This window comes from Geobacter sp., from assembly GCF_030834625.1.
Classification (GTDB): Bacteria; Desulfobacterota; Desulfuromonadia; order Geobacterales; family Geobacteraceae; genus Geobacter.
On record NZ_JAUQXO010000056.1, the window covers coordinates 21057 to 38064 of the forward strand.

The 17008-nt window shown below is 59.1% G+C and carries 23 protein-coding genes; 6 read left to right on the forward strand and 17 right to left on the reverse strand.

Features of this window, described 5'->3' with window-relative positions; translation table 11 throughout:
- Positions 1-47: 47 nt before the first annotated feature.
- Together polA and RCH91_RS13565 are read right to left on the reverse strand one after the other, a co-directional pair.
- Positions 48-2789: a DNA polymerase I gene (polA, locus tag RCH91_RS13560; RefSeq protein WP_306535501.1), complete on the reverse strand. Its 2742-nt coding sequence runs from the start codon at positions 2787-2789 to the stop codon at positions 48-50.
- Positions 2786-2974 carry a DUF4177 domain-containing protein gene (locus tag RCH91_RS13565; RefSeq protein ID WP_306535502.1) on the reverse strand — a complete coding sequence of 63 codons (189 nt, stop codon included), beginning with the start codon at positions 2972-2974 and terminating at the stop codon, positions 2786-2788. Before RCH91_RS13565 ends, polA begins: the two co-directional genes overlap by 4 nt.
- A 278-nt stretch (positions 2975-3252) precedes the next feature.
- Between RCH91_RS13565 and RCH91_RS13570 the strand changes: the two genes are divergently transcribed.
- Complete coding sequence (locus RCH91_RS13570; protein WP_306535503.1) at positions 3253-3426, forward strand: hypothetical protein; 174 nt, start codon at positions 3253-3255, stop codon at positions 3424-3426.
- A 144-nt stretch (positions 3427-3570) separates the two neighbouring features.
- Positions 3571-4014 carry an Hsp20/alpha crystallin family protein gene (locus RCH91_RS13575; RefSeq protein WP_004514477.1) on the forward strand — a complete coding sequence of 148 codons (444 nt, stop codon included), beginning with the start codon at positions 3571-3573 and terminating at the stop codon, positions 4012-4014.
- Positions 4015-4042: 28 nt separating this feature from the next.
- Here RCH91_RS13575 and larE read toward each other — a convergent pair whose 3' ends face one another.
- The 5 genes from larE to RCH91_RS13600 form a co-directional block, all read right to left on the reverse strand.
- Complete coding sequence (gene larE / locus RCH91_RS13580) at positions 4043-4882, reverse strand: ATP-dependent sacrificial sulfur transferase LarE (protein WP_306535504.1); 840 nt, start codon at positions 4880-4882, stop codon at positions 4043-4045.
- An 80-nt stretch (positions 4883-4962) separates the two neighbouring features.
- Complete coding sequence (cysK, locus tag RCH91_RS13585) at positions 4963-5886, reverse strand: cysteine synthase A (protein ID WP_306535505.1); 924 nt, start codon at positions 5884-5886, stop codon at positions 4963-4965.
- A gap of 16 nt (positions 5887-5902) precedes the next feature.
- Positions 5903-6367 carry an Rrf2 family transcriptional regulator gene (locus RCH91_RS13590; RefSeq protein ID WP_306535506.1) on the reverse strand — a complete coding sequence of 155 codons (465 nt, stop codon included), beginning with the start codon at positions 6365-6367 and terminating at the stop codon, positions 5903-5905.
- Between the two features lie 143 nt (positions 6368-6510).
- A complete protein-coding gene (locus RCH91_RS13595) occupies positions 6511-6915 on the reverse strand; it encodes a cytochrome C (protein ID WP_306535507.1) in 405 nt (134 codons plus the stop codon).
- 81 nt (positions 6916-6996) lie between these two features.
- A complete protein-coding gene (locus RCH91_RS13600) occupies positions 6997-7206 on the reverse strand; it encodes a hypothetical protein (protein ID WP_306535508.1) in 210 nt (69 codons plus the stop codon).
- A 153-nt stretch (positions 7207-7359) separates the two neighbouring features.
- Here RCH91_RS13600 and dapF point away from each other — a divergent pair, with 153 nt between their 5' ends.
- From dapF to RCH91_RS13620, 4 genes are all read left to right on the forward strand, one after another.
- A complete protein-coding gene (gene dapF / locus RCH91_RS13605) occupies positions 7360-8199 on the forward strand; it encodes a diaminopimelate epimerase (protein WP_306535509.1) in 840 nt (279 codons plus the stop codon).
- Between the two features lie 84 nt (positions 8200-8283).
- Positions 8284-8715 (forward strand): HIT family protein, encoded by a 432-nt coding sequence (locus tag RCH91_RS13610; RefSeq protein ID WP_306535510.1) that lies wholly within the window; start codon positions 8284-8286, stop codon positions 8713-8715.
- Positions 8716-8815: 100 nt separating this feature from the next.
- Positions 8816-9688, forward strand: coding sequence for a deoxyribonuclease IV (locus tag RCH91_RS13615; protein WP_306535511.1), 873 nt, complete (start codon positions 8816-8818; stop codon positions 9686-9688).
- Positions 9689-9691: 3 nt separating this feature from the next.
- Positions 9692-10516 carry a nitroreductase family protein gene (locus RCH91_RS13620; RefSeq protein WP_306535512.1) on the forward strand — a complete coding sequence of 275 codons (825 nt, stop codon included), beginning with the start codon at positions 9692-9694 and terminating at the stop codon, positions 10514-10516.
- 17 nt (positions 10517-10533) lie between these two features.
- Here RCH91_RS13620 and RCH91_RS13625 read toward each other — a convergent pair whose 3' ends face one another.
- The 10 genes from RCH91_RS13625 to RCH91_RS13670 form a co-directional block, all read right to left on the reverse strand.
- Positions 10534-10983: a hypothetical protein gene (locus RCH91_RS13625; RefSeq protein ID WP_306535513.1), complete on the reverse strand. Its 450-nt coding sequence runs from the start codon at positions 10981-10983 to the stop codon at positions 10534-10536.
- Positions 10984-11072: 89 nt separating this feature from the next.
- A complete protein-coding gene (locus tag RCH91_RS13630) occupies positions 11073-11501 on the reverse strand; it encodes a PH domain-containing protein (RefSeq protein WP_306535514.1) in 429 nt (142 codons plus the stop codon).
- Between the two features lie 135 nt (positions 11502-11636).
- Positions 11637-12332 carry an ion channel gene (locus RCH91_RS13635; protein WP_306535515.1) on the reverse strand — a complete coding sequence of 232 codons (696 nt, stop codon included), beginning with the start codon at positions 12330-12332 and terminating at the stop codon, positions 11637-11639.
- Positions 12333-12910: 578 nt separating this feature from the next.
- Complete coding sequence (locus RCH91_RS13640) at positions 12911-13237, reverse strand: type II toxin-antitoxin system HicB family antitoxin (RefSeq protein ID WP_306535516.1); 327 nt, start codon at positions 13235-13237, stop codon at positions 12911-12913.
- Positions 13234-13488: a type II toxin-antitoxin system HicA family toxin gene (locus RCH91_RS13645; protein ID WP_306535517.1), complete on the reverse strand. Its 255-nt coding sequence runs from the start codon at positions 13486-13488 to the stop codon at positions 13234-13236. Before RCH91_RS13645 ends, RCH91_RS13640 begins: the two co-directional genes overlap by 4 nt.
- Positions 13489-13613: 125 nt before the next feature.
- The gene (locus tag RCH91_RS13650; RefSeq protein ID WP_306535518.1) at positions 13614-13919 is read right to left on the reverse strand and encodes a HigA family addiction module antitoxin; all 306 of its coding nucleotides are present in this window, start codon (positions 13917-13919) and stop codon (positions 13614-13616) included.
- Between the two features lie 10 nt (positions 13920-13929).
- Positions 13930-14211 carry a type II toxin-antitoxin system RelE/ParE family toxin gene (locus tag RCH91_RS13655; RefSeq protein ID WP_306535519.1) on the reverse strand — a complete coding sequence of 94 codons (282 nt, stop codon included), beginning with the start codon at positions 14209-14211 and terminating at the stop codon, positions 13930-13932.
- 151 nt (positions 14212-14362) lie between these two features.
- The gene (locus tag RCH91_RS13660) at positions 14363-15040 is read right to left on the reverse strand and encodes a PEP-CTERM sorting domain-containing protein (RefSeq protein WP_306535520.1); all 678 of its coding nucleotides are present in this window, start codon (positions 15038-15040) and stop codon (positions 14363-14365) included.
- Positions 15041-15142: 102 nt separating this feature from the next.
- On the reverse strand, positions 15143-15913 hold the full coding sequence (locus RCH91_RS13665) for a hypothetical protein (protein WP_306535521.1): 771 nt from the start codon (positions 15911-15913) through the stop codon (positions 15143-15145).
- Between the two features lie 163 nt (positions 15914-16076).
- Positions 16077-16823, reverse strand: a complete 747-nt coding sequence (locus RCH91_RS13670) for a cyclopropane-fatty-acyl-phospholipid synthase family protein (RefSeq protein ID WP_306535522.1) — start codon at positions 16821-16823, stop codon at positions 16077-16079.
- Positions 16824-17008 lie beyond the last annotated feature (185 nt).

Below are 17008 nucleotides of genomic sequence, written 5' to 3' on the forward strand. Positions count from 1 at the left end.
CTGTAACTCCACGCAGTTATTCTTAATAAGCTGCGTCTATAAAACGCTCAGTGGGCCTCGCTCCAATTCCTGCCGTGGCTCATATCCACCTTCAGGGGAACGCGGAGGCTCACGGCATGCTCCATCTCGTGGGCAACCAGCTGCTCCATGGCCACCACCTCACCCTCCGGCACCTCGAAGACCAGTTCGTCATGGACCTGCATGATGAGGCGGCTCTCCATTCCGTCACGCCCCATCCGTTTCGTCACTTTCACCATGGCCTCCTTGATGATGTCGGCGGCGGAGCCCTGGATCGGGTAATTGACGGCATTGCGCTGGGCAAAGGCCCGGATGTTGCCGTTGGCGCTCTTGATGTCGGGGATCGGGAGCCGGCGGCCCAGAAGGGTGGTCACATACCCCTTCTCCTCCGCCTCCCGCACGCAGCCGTCCAGGAACGCCCGGGCGCCGGGGTGGCGGGCGAAGTAGTTGTCGATGAACTCCTTGGCCACTTTCGTCGCGATGCCGAGCTGCTTGGCGAGGCTGAAGGCCCCCTGGCCGTAGATGACCCCGAAGTTGATGGTCTTTGCCTGGCGCCGCATCTCGGGGGTCACCATCTCGGGGAAGAGGCCGAAGACCTCGGCGGCGGTGCGGGTGTGGATGTCCTCGTCCCGGGCGAAGGCGTCGCAGAAGACCCTGTCCTCCGACAGGTGGGCCAGGACCCGGAGCTCGATCTGGGAATAGTCGGCGGACAGCAGCACGTGCCCCTCCTCGGCGATGAAGGCGCGGCGGATCCGCCGCCCCTCCTCGGTCCGGACCGGAATGTTCTGGAGGTTCGGCTCCGACGAGGAGAGACGCCCCGTATTGGTGACGGTCTGGTTGTAGGAGGTGTGGACCCGCCCGGTGGCCGGCTGAACCAGCTTCGGCAGGGCATCGGTGTAGGTGGATTTCAGCTTGGAGAGCCCCCGGTACTGGAGGATGAGGGCGGCGATCTCGTGGCCGGCATCGGCCAGCCGCTCCAGCTCCTCCACGTTGGTGGACCAGCCGGTCTTGGTCTTGGTCTTCTTGCCGGTGGCGAGCCCGAGCCGCTCGAAGAGGACCTCCCCCAGCTGCTTGGGGGAGTTGATATTGAAGGGTTCCGGCGCGAGCCCCATGATCCGACCCTCCAGTTCCACGAGCTGAGCGCCCAGACCCGCGGAAAGCTCCCCGAGAAGGGGAAGGTCCAGCTTTACCCCGGCCAGCTCCATCTCGGCCAGGATCGGCACCAGGGGCATCTCCACATCAAAGAAGAGCCGCGCCATCCCCATTTCCGCCACCCGGGGGAGAAAGAAGCGGTGGAGGAGCCACGCGGCATCCGAGTCCTCGCAGGAGTAGACGGAGGCCTTCTCCACCGGCACCTGGGCGAAGTTCACCTGCTCCTTCCCCTTCCCCGCCACCTCTTCGTAGGAGATCATCTTGTGGTCCAGGTGCTCCACGGAGAGGGAGTCGAGGCCGTGGCTGGAGCGGACCGGGTTCAGGAGGTAGGAAGCCACCATGGTGTCGCACCAGACCCCGGCCAGCCCGATGCCGTGGCGGCGGAAGACCTGGTAGTCGTACTTCAGGTTCTGTCCCACCGTGCGCACGTTCGGGTCGACGAGGAGGGACCGCAGGCCGTCCAGCACCCGCTGGCGGGGGAGTTGCGAGGGCGCCAGCACCATATCCCCCCTCCCCGCTTCACCCCCACCCCGGCCCTCCCCCGTCGAGGGGGAGGGAGAAGTGACGACGTGCCCCACCGGGATGTAGCACGCCTCGTGGTCCCGGTAGCTCAGGGAGATGCCGACGATCTCCGCCTCCAGGGGGTTCAGGCTCGTGGTCTCCAGGTCCACGGCAAAGGTGCCGGCCGCCTTCAGATCCGCCAGGAGCGCCCGGAAATCCTCCTCCGCAACAATCGTCCGGTACTGCTCGGTGGAGAGGGTCGCCTCGCTGGTCAGTTCCTTCATGAGGGTGGTGAAGCCGTACTCCTTGAAGAGTTCGGCAAGCCGCCGGTTGTCGGGGGAGGAGGCGGCAAAGGCGGCGAAATCGAACTCCATCGGCACGTCGCGCACGATGGTGGCCAGCTGCCGGGAGAGGCGGGCCTGGTCGGCGAACTCCCGAAGCTTCTCCCCAGTCTTCCCCTTCACCTCGGCGGCCCGCTCCAGGAGGGCATCGAGGGAGCCGAACTCCTGGATCAGCTTGATGGCGGTCTTCTCGCCGATCCCCGGAACGCCGGGAATGTTGTCGGAGGTGTCCCCGGCCAGGCCGAGTATGTCCACCACCCCGTCGGGGCCGACGCCGAACCGCTCCTGCACCTCGGGAATGCCGGAAACCTTCTCCTTCATGGTGTCCAGGAGCGTCACTCGCTCGCTCACGATCTGCATCAGGTCCTTGTCGCCGGTGACCACCACCGCCTCCATCCCCCGCTCCTCGCACTCCCGGGCGATGGTGCCGATGATGTCGTCGGCCTCGTACCCCGCCAACTCCAGCACCGGGATGTTGAAGGCCCGGACCATCTCCTTGATGGGGGCGATCTGGGGAATCAGGTCGTCGGGCATGGCGGTGCGGTTGGCCTTGTAGTCGGGGTAGAGGTCGGTGCGGAAGGTGGTGCGCCCCACGTCGAATACCACGGCGATATGGTCGGGGCGGCGGTCCTTGATGACCTTGAGGAGCATCTGGGTGAAGCCGTAGAGGGCGTTGGTGGGGAACCCCTTGGGAGACGAGAGGTGCCGGATGGCGAAGTAGGCCCGGTAGATGTAGGAGGAGCCGTCGATGAGGTAGAGGGTCTGTTTTTCGGTCACGGCGCCACCTCCTGCTCATCCCGCGTAAAGAAGACGAAGGCCATGGCCGGCCGCCGGCTCGCATCCCGCATGGCGAACTGCATCCCGTCGAAACGCCACCCCTTGGCGGTCCACTCGTTGAGGGCTTCCTCCAGGGTGTCTTCGGTTACCGTGTTTATCTCGACAACTTTGTATAGTATGGGCACTCTGCACCTCATCCACTGTTTTGTTTATGGTGAGCCTCGCCGGGATAGTAGCCCATATCGCGCGGTCCATCAAGGCATAAAGCCCCGCCGAAAGGCATTCCCACCGTCACATAACTCATTAATAATGTTGAAAAATTTTAACTTTGCGCCGGTTGCATCTCACAGATGCCGTGGTATTATGGTGTCACATCAAAGAGAGGAGGTGTTGACAGGAATCGGTTCGGCGACCAACAGGCGCGCCCCCACGGCGTGCCCATCAACGACACGAGGTGTTCGGCATGATGGAAAAACAAGCGGAAACAATCGAAAGACTGGCTGAAGACGCGGAAGTCACCCTTTCCACCGACTACGACAAGAGGGACCAGAAGGAAAAGCGGGGGGTCATCAAGGGGAGTCTCTATGACGGCTCCAAGAAGCTCAAGCACAGCGTGCCCAAGGGAAAGCGGGTCTGACAGTCCGACAATGAAATAGCAGCACCGTTGCTGAAATGAAGGAAATGAAGGGGGGAGGAGCCGACAGTGGCATCCTCCCCCCTTGACTATGGCGGATGAGTGATTATGTTTGGGATAACATAACCCGCAGGAGGTGCATGAACCATGGCAATCGTCAAGTACACCCCGTTTGGAGATCTCAGGAACCTGCAGGAGCAGATGAACCGGCTCCTGGATATGGCGTGGAGCAGGGAGAGCGGCGAAGAGCTTCGCGAAGGGGTCTGGCAGCCGCCGGTGGACATCTTCGAGGATGAAAACGGCGTCGTCATCAAGGCAGAGCTTCCCGGCATCGACCAAAAGGATATCGAGGTAAAGATCGAGGACAACACCCTCACCATCCGGGGCGAGCGGAAGCACGACCAGGAAGTGAAGAAGGAAAACTACCACCGGGTGGAGCGGTACTACGGCTCCTTCATGAGGAGCTTTTCGCTCCCCACCACCATCGACCGTGATACGGTCAAGGCCGTCTGCGACAAGGGGATCCTGACCATCACGCTCCCCCGGCGCGAGGAGACCAAGCCGAAGCAGATCAATGTGGAAGTGAAATAGAAAAACCGGGACCAGGGACCGGTAAGAATCAAAAGCTTTTCCCGGTCCCTGGTCCCTGGTCCCCGGTCCCCAGATTCATACTCCCTGTGCGGTACCCCTCCAGGTCCAGAGCCACGTAGGTAAACCCCGCCCCCTTGAAAAACGCCGCCACCTTCCGCCGCATAGCCGTTTCCAGGAGCCGCGGAATCTCGGCTTCGCCCAGCTCGATGCGGGCCGTCTCGCCGTGGTAGCGGACCCGGTACGTGGAAAATCCCTCACCCTTCAGGAATTCCTCGCAACTCCCCACCTGCCGGAGCCGCTCCGGCGTGATTTCGGTTCCGTAGGGGAAGCGGCTCGACAGGCAGGCAAAGGGCTGCTTGTCCCAGGTGGGAAGCCCCAGCTCCCGCGAGAGCTGCCGGATATCCTCCTTGCCGAGCCCCGCCTCCAGAAGCGGGCTCCGGACGCCAAGCTCCTGGATCGCCTGCCGCCCGGGCCGGAAATCGGCCAGATCGTCCACGTTGCTCCCGTCGGCCGCCCAGGCAAGGCCAAGCTCCGCGGCCCTGGCGCCGGCCAGCTGGAACAGCTCCTTCTTGCAGTGATAGCAGCGGTTGCGGGGGTTCTCGGCGAAGCCGGGGATCTCCAGCTCATTGGACTCCACCACCACCTGCCTGGCGCCGATCGCCCGGGCAAGGGCCACCGCCTCGTTGAACTCCGACTCGGGATAGGTGGGAGAGGTGGCGGTAAGGGCCACGGCCTTGTCACCGAGGATATCGTGGGCCACCCGCAGGAGGAACGTGGAGTCGACCCCGCCGGAAAAGGCGACCAGCACCGATCCCATCTCCCGGAGGATTGTCTTGAGTTTCGCGTATTTTTCGTGCACGTCGTTCATCGGTGGTCCCTGAAATGAGAAGCCCGTTCGGGGAACGGGCTTCTTCTGTAATATCCTGATAACGCTTCGAACGTGGACTGCTAATCAAAAACACCCGTCGAAAGATATCGCTCTCCCGTATCGCACAGAATCGTAACCACGTTCTTGCCGGGCCCCAGTTTCTTCGCCACCTGGAGGGCTGCGAAGACGTTGGCGCCGGAGGATATCCCCACGAGCACCCCCTCGTCCTGGGCCAAGCGGCGGACGGTTTCGTAGGCGTCCTCGTTGGTCACCCGGATGACCTCGTCGTAGATCTTGGTATTGAGCACGTCCGGGATGAAGCCGGCGCCGATCCCCTGGATCTTGTGGGGACCCGGCTGGCCGCCGGAGAGGATGGGAGAGGCATCGGGCTCCACCGCCACGATGCGCACGGCGGCGTTCTGGGCCTTCAGCACCTCGCCGACCCCGGTGATGGTGCCGCCGGTTCCCACGCCGGCCACGAAGGCGTCGATGCTCTGGCCGCTGAGGGACTTGATGATCTCGGGAGCGGTGGTCTTGCGGTGCGCTTCCGGGTTCGCCGCGTTCTTGAACTGCTGCATCATGATGTGCCCCGGCTGGGCGGACAGCTCCTCGGCCTTCTGGACGGCGCCCCGCATCCCCTGGGCTCCGGGGGTCAGGATGAGCTCGGCCCCGTAGGCGGCCAGGAGCCTTCTCCGTTCCACGGTCATGGTGTCGGGCATGGTGAGAACAAGCTTGTACCCCTTGATGGCGCAGATCATGGAGAGGCCGATCCCCGTGTTGCCGCTGGTGGGCTCCACCACCGTCATCCCCGGCTTCAGGGCTCCGTCGCGCTCGGCCGCCTCGATCATCGCCAGGCAGATGCGGTCCTTCACGCTGCCGCCCGGGTTGAAGAACTCGGCCTTGCCGTACACGGCCGCGGAACCGGGCGCCTCAAGCTTCGCCAGACGCTGCAGGGGGGTGTTGCCAATCTGCTCGATTACCTTGTAGCTGTCTAATACCGGCATCTCCGTCTCCTTTTCCCTAGATGAAATACATGAACCGGTGATCCTGCTCCCGCTTGATCCCTATCTGCTGGCCACGGTCACACAGATCCTTCACGGTTATGGACGAAAAATAGTCAATGAGCCGAGAACTCGCCTCGCACCAGAGCTCCTGGGTCACGCAGATCCCGTCGAAGCCGCACTCGGCCTTTTTCTTCCGCTTGCTGGAACACTCCACGAGATTCATGTCCCGCTCGGTGGCGATAAGCACCTCGGCCACCGTGATCTCTTCGGGCTTCTTGGCGAGACAGTACCCCCCCTGGGGACCACGCTTGCTCTTGAGGATGCCGGCCCGCTTGAGCCCCTGGAAAATCTGCTCCAGGTAGCGGGGGGAAATCCCCTGGCGCCGGGAGATATCCTGGACCTGAGCCGGGAGATTTCCTGAATTATAGGCTATGTCAAAGATTGCCCGCAGACCGTAGCGGCTTTTTGTCGAGAGCTTCATGAATCCTCCTTCCGCTTTTGGGCCACTATACGATCCTTTACTTTTTGCGTCAAGAATATAAACATGCAGCGCAATTGTTTCCACAGAAACATGGCCGGCATTACAGATATCAGAGTTTCAGCACGAGGGGAAGGGATAACAGATCACTGGATGTGACAGGCCAGACAGAGTCTGCTGGCACTGTTGTCGACGGCCAGATGATAGGGGGGTGGATTACCCAGGTTGTGGCAGGAGATACAGACGACCATCTCGCCGACCAGTTCGATCCCCACCTCCCGGAGGGACTCGACCGGACGGTAGGCCGCTTCGCGCCCGGGAGGCGGATAGCGGCGCAGAATGGAATGGGGGGTTCTGAAGGAGCAGTCCTGAAGGCAGTAGACGGCGGCCTTTGCGACGCTCCCGTCGTGACAGGCGACACACTCGTCGTAGCTGGCGCGGCGGTCGACCATGAAGCCGTAGTGATCAACCGGTTCGGCACCGGCATCCCCCGCGCCCATCAGCAACACCACCATCGACAGGACCACAAACGCGGCACGGTTCGCCACCATGGAAGCACCTCCTCGCCGGGATCATACACGGAAAGGATACCACGGAGCGGACCTTCCGCAACGCCCGTCGGTACCGGCCCGTCACCAGAACGCTTTCGGAGGTTCGACCCTGCCGAGATACTTTATTTCCCCCTCTTCCACCTTGAAGCTGTCACCGATGGAGTTGATCCAGGCATCCCCCTCCGCGAGGGGAGAAGGAACCTCGCGCCTCCCCAGGTACATCTCCTCCTCGCCCACGTAGGCGAACCAGTCCAGGTTGCCGGTCATCCAGATCTTGCTTTTGAGTTCCATGGGAACGTACCTCCGCGCAATTATTTATACGCATCATACTCAAGAACCATTGACGCGGTCAAGGGTGGCCGATTTTTCCTTGTTGGCGACTGCCGTTTCTGGTATTTCTACCGGGATAGTGATCCACTTTCTTCAATAACGAGGGGAACTTCCATGAAATTTACCAAGATGCACGGTGCCGGCAACGACTATGTTTACGTGAACTGCTTCGAGGAGCAGGTCGACAACCCGGAGCAGGTGGCCATCAAGGTTTCCAATCGCAACTTCGGCATCGGTTCCGACGGTCTCATCCTCATCATGCCGTCCGACAAGGCCGACGTCCGGATGCGGATGTTCAACTCCGACGGCTCCGAGTCGGAGATGTGCGGCAACGGCATCCGCTGCGTGGCCAAGTACGCCTACGACCACGGTATCGTCTTGAAGAAGGAGATCACCGCCGAGACCGGCGCCGGCATCCTAACCCTCCAGCTCGTGCCGGGCGCCGACGGAAAAATCGAGAAAGTGCGGGTCAACATGGGCGTACCCCGCCTGAAGCGGGCCGAGATCCCCATGGTCGGCGAGCCCGCCGACGGGCAGATCGTCAGCCAGCCCCTCAACATCCTCCATACCACGTTCCAGATTACCTGCGTCTCCATGGGGAACCCCCACTGCGTCATCTTCGTGGACGACGTGGAAAGCTTCCAGGTGGAGAAGTACGGCCCCCTCATCGAGAACCACGAGATGTTCCCCCGCCGCACCAACGTGGAATTCGTCCAGATCATTTCCCGCACCGAGGTGCGCCAGCGGACCTGGGAGCGGGGCGCCGGCGAGACCCTCGCCTGCGGCACCGGCGCCAGCGCCGTCTGCGTGGCCGGAGCCCTCAACGGCCTCACCGAGAAGAAGATCCTCAACCACCTCTCCGGCGGCGACCTGGAGCTGGAGTGGGCCGACGACGGCTTCCTCTACATGACCGGCCCGGCCACGGAGGTCTTCTCCGGCGAGATAGACATCTGACCCGTAGGGGCGGGGTTCCCCCGCCCTTATCTGCTTCTACCGCACAATAATCGGGCGGGGAGACCCCGCCCCTACGGACCCGCCATGACCACACCCTGCCCCATGTGCACGAAATGGCACGACGAACCAGCCCGGCGCATCGCCGAGCTGGACCACACCCTCGTCATGCTGAACCGCGACCAGTTCTTTCCCGGCTACACCTTCGTCTTCACCAGGGAGCACGTCACCGAGCTCTTCCACCTGGATCGCACGGTACGTCAGGGGGTCATGGAAGAGGTCACCACCGTGGCTGCGGCCCTGAACACCCTCTTCCGCCCCGCTAAAATGAACTACGAGCTCCTCGGCAACATGGTCCCCCACATGCACTGGCACCTGGTCCCCCGCTTCGCCACCGACCCCCTCTGGCCCCGCCCCATCTGGAGCGAGCCCCATGGGGAAGTGCTACTCGCCGAGGGGGACTATGCCGAGCGGATCGAACTGATCAAGAATAATCTCAGGCCTCGGCGAGATATGTAGGGGCGGGGTTTCCCCGCCCGCTTCTGAACCAGATGGCCGGGCAAAGGGCGGGGAGACCCCGCCCCTACTCTCTGTAACCTGTAGCAAAGAAAGGTTATTCATGGATTACTTCGGCGCCCACATGTCCATCGCCGGCGGTCTCCACAACGCCCCCGACCGGGGGGTGAAGGTGGGCTGCGGCGTCATCCAGATCTTCACCCAGAACTCCAACCAGTGGCGGGGAAAGATCCCCAGCGACTCCGACGTGGCCCTCTTCCGGGAGAAGTGGGCGGAATCGGGACTCCACGACATCGTCTGCCACGACATCTACCTCATCAACCTGGCGGCACCGGCAGGGGAGACCCGGGACAAGAGCCTCCTCTCCTTCCGGGAGGAGATGGAGCGCTGCGCCCGCCTCGGCATCACCAAAATCGTCATGCACCCCGGCGCCCACGTGGGGGACGGCGAGGAGACCGGCATCAAGCGCATCTGCGAGGCCTTCGACCTCCTCATCCCCGCGGTCCCCGAGTTCACCGGAAAGATTCTCCTGGAAACCACCGCCGGCCAGGGGACGAACCTGGGGTACACCTTCGAGCACCTGCGGGCCATCATCGACGGCTCCGCCCACCCCGGCCGCTTCGCCGTCTGCTACGACACCTGCCACACCTTCGCCGCCGGCTACGACATCACCACGCCGGAAGGGTACCGGCAGGTCTTCGCCGACTTCGACCGGATCATCGGCATCGACCGACTCCAGTGCTTCCACCTGAACGACTCCAGGAAGGGGCTCAACTGCCGGGTCGACCGCCACGAGCACATCGGCCAGGGGGCCATGGGGCTCGAAGGGTTCCGGTCACTGGTCAACGATCCCCGCTTTGCGAACATCCCGAAAATCCTCGAGACCCCCAAGGGGGACGATGACGAGTTCGACGTCATGAACCTGAAGACGCTCCGGGGACTCATGGCAGCGGGAAGTGCCACGGGAAAGAACTGAACGATGCCCGACCTGATCGTTACCGGCACCCTCTGCACCCGCTGTGGCGCCTGCGTTGCCACCTGCCCCCTGCGCATCATCGAGCTGCCTGAGGGGAGCCTCTCCCCGCGCTTCACTGACACCGGCGCGGCCCGGTGCATTGCCTGCGGCCACTGCGAGGCGGTCTGCCCCACCAGTGCCCTCTTGGTGGACGCCCCCCGCCTCGACCCGTCCACCTACTCGCCGCCAAGCACCCCTCTCGCGGCGGAAGACCTCGACGCCTACCTGCGGATGCGGCGCTCCATCCGCCACTTCCGGCCCGATCCGGTACCCCGGGAAACCATCGAAGGCCTTCTGAACGTTGTCCGGTTCGCCCCAACCGGCAGCAACAGGCAGGGAGTAAAGTGGCTGGTCATCCACGACACCTCCGAGGTGCGACGGCTGACCGGGCTGGCAGTCGACTGGCTCCGTTCCCAACGGGAAGGCGGCTCCCGCCTGGGTCCCCACTTCAACGTCGCCGGCATGATCCGCTCCTGGCGCAAGGGGAACGACCCCATCTGCCGCAATGCCCCTCACCTGGTCATCCCCTACTCCGACCGTCAGCATCCGACGGCCGACGTGGATTCCATCATCGCCGCCGCTCACCTGGAAATCGTGGCGCCAGCCCACGGCGTCGGCACCTGCCTGGGGGGATTCTTCCAGATGGCCGCCGAGGCGTGGGAACCGCTGCGGCAGGCCCTGAGCCTCCCCGAAGGACACCGCCCCGGCTACACCATCCTCCTCGGCTACCCGGTGACCACCTACCGCCGTCCCCCCAAACGCAACCGCCTCGACCTCACCTGGCGTTGAATAGATTCTCCCGTCAGTCAGGCGTCCGCATCACTCTTCTCGATGGTTGCGTGCAGCCCGACCGGGGGAGTGGCGGCCTTCGCGAATGCTTCGCGCTCGAAACGGTTGTGCAGGTACGGATTGCGCCCCCGCATCTTTTGAATGGCACTTGAACCGAGGTAGAGGGGGATGAGCAGAAGGCCCCACCGCTCGTACTGGCGGACATGGGCGTGCTCGTGGGTGCGCAGATGCGCGAGGAGGGAGTGGTCCAGCCCGATGACCACATGACCAAAGGTAATGGCCTCGAAGTGGAAGACGCGGGGCAACAACGGAAAAACGCGGGAGAACCGGCCGCCGGCAACCTCAACCACCCCGTCGACCACGCGGCAGGTGGCCCCCAGGCAGACGGCTACGACCAACAGGAGAAGCCCCACCGAGCTTGCAGGCGCGGCCCATGAATAGCGGATGATTCGCAGCAGACGGTTCATCCGAACAAGCACCCGGATTTGCATTTACCTACTGAAGGTACTGCTACCACAAGGTGTACGCCATAACAAAGCCCGCAGCAACCATGAGCCTACTCCGTCTTTGCCTGGGCAGCTTGGTCTTGGGTCTCCATGAACACCCGGCGGAAATCCATTGGCTTCGAGATGCCGGTAATAGGAGCCTGTGGGTTGCCTGCTCCGGAAATGGTCAAAGAACCGTAATTGAAAATGCGCCCAAGAACGCCTTGATTGACCTGAATGCTTTCGACCTTGTTGATGTTGAGTTCAATGGTCTTGCGGCTGATGAACCCGAACTTGGCGATGACACGCTTATTCGTTACGGCAAGCTCAGTGGTTTTGTAGCGCACGAATGCCACCAGCCAGAAAATGAGGCCAAAGCCATACAGAATCAGGAACAGAAACCCAAGGATGATGAGTGGCGCAAGACACCACAGGCTGATGTTACCTGTATACATAACTTTCTCGTCCTTGATGAGTGCACCCTCAAGATAGCTTGTCATGTTGCTGCTTCCCTTCCTGCTTCAAATACGGTTCGTGCTGCTGATGGGATGCCCAACGCTCAGTTCACCAGGAGCGTAAGCAACCCGGCGGACTTGTTGGGGGAGTCAGACAAGCCCACCGGCAGAACAGTGGTGTCAGGATGTTCCCTTCCCCTCGTAACGAACGATCGTCATTCCAATCAACCGAGAGACCACCACGGCGATGTAGGCGACGCCGGCAAACTGTTCCAGCATCACCAGCACCCGCCCCGGCGGATTAATCGGCAGGATATCGCCGAGGCCGGTTGCCGAAAGGTTGGTGAAGCTCAGTGACAGGAACTCGAGGAAGGTCAGCGGTTGCCCGGGATGGTTACCGCCGACGAAGCTGCCCGGTACCCATGTTTGGCAAACCAGATACGCATAGGCGAATCCCCACGCAAGAAGGGTGAAAGTGGCGCCAGCGGCAAACAACTCGTCGGTGGTCACCCGGTAATCTTTCATCATGTAGGCTATCAGGCTGCCAGCCGCGTAAAAATACAGCGTTGCCTCCAACAGCGATGACCAAATCAATAGGTTCTGGTCGATAATCATCACTGACAGAAGCGAAAGCGCAAATGCTGGGACCGCGATGACCCATGCTATCCACCGGATTGTCGGACTGCGGTTGATGACCCAGACTACGAGCGCCAGCACCAGGACTCCGAACGCACCGAGCACTGCCCGCCCGCTGGAACTCCCGTCAAAAAGGGCGTACAGCACCAGGCTCAACAGTTGCGCGGCGAGAAGGAATGCGGATGGGTGGTGGCGTGGGATAGCACGCCAATGCATGAATGAAATGTTGTGGTTATTCATGTTTTCAATTGTTTCCAACGGCTCAGGGGGTGTGCTGGACCCCGTTGTTTGCGGCATCCGACACCAACCCCTTGTTAGCTGTTGCACTAAGATCATCCCTAATCATTTGAGCGCCATCACCCCGTACAAATAACCTGGTTGTGAGACTGTGGATGGAAAGCTCAATGACAGGCAACACGCCTGCCTGATATTTTACAATAGCAAGCTGATCACGAGGTATAGCCATGCTAGGAAGCCATCCCCAAATGCCTGTGGGGATAAGGCATAATGACTTGGATGTAATGCGTAGGTTTATATTGTATCTGTAACAGGCGGGGATAATCCCTTGAACGATGTCAACCATTGAAGAATCTTCTGCGGCTCCTGGCTCTAGTGCATCATGGCAAGGAAAGAACGTCGAAAGGTTTTTAAGGACAAGCACCGTGTAAAACCAATACATTCCGATAAATATGAAAAATCCACCAAAGATTAGGTTAGTCATAATGTCCTTTGTTTTGTTATATGGTTCACAGCTAACGTCAGGCTTCAGGGGCCGGCGCGATAGCGACAGCCCCCTGGAAGTGCCAGTTGGTGGCTGCTCAGGAAGCTTTTGAAATCACCTCTACTGCCCATTGGTTAAGGCTCATTCCGTGAGCTTCGGCCATCATTGCTGCGTGGGCATGTACTTCAGGAGGGACACGAAGCATGAGTTTGCCCGAATAAGGCTTTTGTGGAGCTCGGCCAAGCTTTTCACATGTTGCCAGATAGTCGTCAACAGCCTCTTCGAATGCTACACGCAACTCCTTTACTGACTCGGCGTGAAAGCCGATGACATCTTTGATTCCAGCAATATGGCCGATGAAGCAGGCGTCTTCATCGCTGTACTCTATTCTTGCTGCATATCCTTTGTAGTTCATAGTGCTCATGGTTTAACTCCTGAGTTTTCCAAGAATGTTCGTGCATCTCGAACCTGATAAGGTTTTGCCTCTTTTGCCGGATGCGGTCGGTGGAACGTGCCGATGATGCCGTTCAAAACAAACCGAACGCGCGACCCACTTCCCTCGATGGTCTGCGCCCCCAGTGCTACGAATAACGATTCGATTCGACGCCACTCCAGCGAACCGGGAACCGGTTGGGAAAAAATAGCCTCTAGAGTCTTGCGGTGGGATTTGTTCATAGGGAAAGGATAACAGGCTACAGGGGGTTGATGCAATCATATTTTGATAGCACAACAAAATCGCTACCAACGTCAGACTTCAGGGCCGGCGCGTAGCGACGGTCCCCTGGAAGTACCCGTTGGGCTCAGGCTGCCTTGTTGAACGGCTTTATTTGCTGCTCCAGTGTGTCCTCTAGGGCGTCACGTGCCACTTCAAGGTCGTAATGGGCCTGCAGGTTGATCCAGAATTGGGCGGTAGTCCCGAAATACCGGCCAAGGCGAAGCGCGGTGTCTGCCGAAATGCCGCGCTTCTCCAAGACAATCTCATTTATACGCCGCGCCGGAACGTGAATCTCCTTGGCGAGCCGATACTGACTGATGCCCAACGGAACAAGAAACTCCTCTCTAAGGATTTCGCCGGGGTGGATGGGGGGAAAATCTCTTTTGCTCATGACTCACTCCCTAATGGTAGTCCACAATCTCCACCTCGAAGGCGTTACCGTCACGCCATATGAAGCAGATACGCCACTGATCATTGATACGAATGCTATGTTGGCCGCCCCGATTGCCGGAGAGCGCCTCAAGGCGATTGCCCGGCGACGACTTCAAATCATCCAGCTCTCCGGCGCCGTCAATCAGGTCCAGCTTCCGTGCAGCAAGGCGTTGGATGTCCTGAGGAAGCTTTGAAGAGAAGCGGCCGTTGAATATCTTCTGTGTTTCCTTGCACTTGAACGACTGGATCATGGGAAAAGCATAACGCTAAGCAGTAATAACGTCAAGCGTTAATATTGGTATAAAGGAGAGGAACCCCAACGTCTGGCTTCAGGGGCCGGCGCGGAGAGCCGGTCCCCTGGAAATACCCGTTGGAACAAATTGGAACTCCTTTGCACGGTTGTTATAAAGGTAGTTTGCGTCGTGCCCAGAACGCCACTACGCAACCGACAGCAAGCAGCCCAAGTGTATTAGGCTCCGGTACTGGAGTAACTGTTGCATTGTCAATGTACTGGAACAGGCTATCAGATTGTGCGTAGTTACGAGTAACCAGTATTTGGAAATCGTGAAGACCTTCTGTAATTAAACCCTGGAAATTTAGTTGGTCTCTCTTAACTGAGTTTGCGGTTATCTCTCCAAAGCTGACCTGATCAAGAACCAATCCATCAAGAATCAAATAAAATGTGCCACCATCTCCGTTACGCCCGCCATACAAAGGGGTATTCTCAACAGCAATGTCCACGTTCAGGGAGTAGACTCCTTCAAGGATAGAAACGGATTGTTGAATACCTCCGCCTTCGGTGGGGAGTGAACAATAAAGACCAGGAAAACTGCATGGTGCTGTAGCATATCCGACACTGAGCTTTAAACTGTCAGAGGAGACGGAGTTACCAGCAACATCAAATGCCGCAACCTGTGGCAATGGCGAATCGCCAAGGGTTCCATTTGCAGTTGTAAACAGCGACCATCTATCAAGGCCGGACTCAAATCCCCCGTTGATCACAGTTGCGTTGGCTTGCTGTGTAAAAGTCGCCGAACAAATAACGATGCAAGCCACCTTCAAAAAACATCTAAATTTCATACAGTTCTCCTATTATGTAGTTTTTCTCAACGTTGGGCTTCAGGGGCTGGCGCGATAGCGACAGTCCCCTGGAAGTAAGGGTTGGAATTATGGGCGTTCAGATCAAAACGTAGGATGTTCAAGGAGTAAAGCCGCTAACTGCTTTATCAGTGGTAAATTCTTACGAACTTCCTGAACGTTTACAATAAACTGTGGATCTATGTGACCATGACGCGCACGTGGATGAACGATTCGACTTCTAAGTCGACGTAAACTCTCGATTGAAGTGGAAGTGAAAGAAGAATCATGGGGCACGATATGTGCTGAAACTGCAGCGTCAAGCGATGTGCCATCTTCTGAGAAGAAGTATTCGACGACTTTGTATAGTAGTTCGAATTGCTGGAATTCACTTGCGGCCCTATGGGCCTCAGCAAAATAGCCGTAAGCAGCAGAATGTTCGTATCTGTCAGTATAGCAAGATGGGGCAAATTCGTTACGAATGGTTAAGCGTAGATCGAGGTTGCTCCAAACTGACCTGCCCTTTGAGCTTAGCTCTTCTTTCTCCTCTAAGGTCTCAGCAATAAGCGTAGGTGCGTCAGAAAGTACTCTAGATGGACGGATCGCGTCAAAGGCAGTTTGTATGAGTAGGCGATTTGCGATGTAATATGAGATTGTGTATGCTTCTTGTTCAAGTGACGGAAATGATGATGATATCGAACCTGTTTCAGTGTATTGCATTTGAACCCCAGAAAATTCGATTATGACAGACTCTAAGTTGCCTCCTGTACTTATTTTCCAGTTAATCAACGCATTGCCAAGCCTCAAAGGTGGCGTATCACCATTAACAGGCACAGTAACTCCACTGCGAACAGGGATCTCGTATAGTACTTTCAACCAGATATCCTCGCGTTAATAACAGTTTCCAACGTTCAGCTTGAGGGGCCGCCCGGCGGCGAAGCCGACGGGAAACCGAGAAGCGCAGCTTCTCGGCGGTCCCCTCGAAGCGATGGTTAGGCCAAGGCGGCAATTCAGTGCACAAACTACTCGTCATCGCGCTTCACCGCGGCATCAGCGCGAACACACCCCAGACTAGGTATTCACGCGTGTAAGCGACGTAGCGCTCGGGTTCCGAGGTCAGTTCGGCTCGAACATCTTTCGCTAACTCGTCGTTGGGATTGGCTTCAAGCCATCGGCGCATGGTGAGCCACTTGGCCGCCTCGTATCTGTCCCAGCCGTCTTGGTCAGCCAGAACCATTTCAACGACGTCATAGCCAAGGTTGCCGAAAGACGCGAGAAGTTCAGGAAGCATGAGAAAGTCGGAGATTGAGTTGGCAAGACACCCCTTGGCAACATCTTCCGTCGGCGGCAACTGCCGCCAGTAGGGCTCGCCGATGAGGATGATCCCTCCGGTGCGCAGGCTCCGCGCCAGAAGCTCGATAGTGCCGACGACTCCCCCTGCGATCCAAGTGGCCCCGAGACAGGCTGCCACACCGACCTTCTCGTCAGAGACGTAGCCGGCAGCATCGCCATGGATGAACTCGACTTGATCGGCGACGCCGAGTTCTTCAGCACGTAGTTTCGCTTGCTCGGTGAACAACTGGCTCATGTCGATGCCGGTGCCGATGACACCGTGATCGCGTGCCCAGGTGCACAGCATCTCTCCCGAACCGCTGCCGAGGTCGAGCACTCGGGTCCCCAATTCCAGACGCAGCGCCGCGCCGAGAGTGGCGAGCTTTTCGGGAGTGATCGGGTTGTGGATGCGGTGAGCACTTTCAGTAATGTTGAATATTCGTGGGATGTCCACGGTGGAAAATCTCCTTACGGGGGTGAATAGATTCGGCCAGGGCCTAACGTTGAGCTTCAGGGGCTGGCGCGATAGCGACAGTCCCCTGGAAGTACCCGTTGGGGCTAGGCAGTGTATGAATTGACTTCAAAGGATGCAAACCAGCCAACCAATAAACAGTAATAGCGGTGGCAGCCACAGACCAC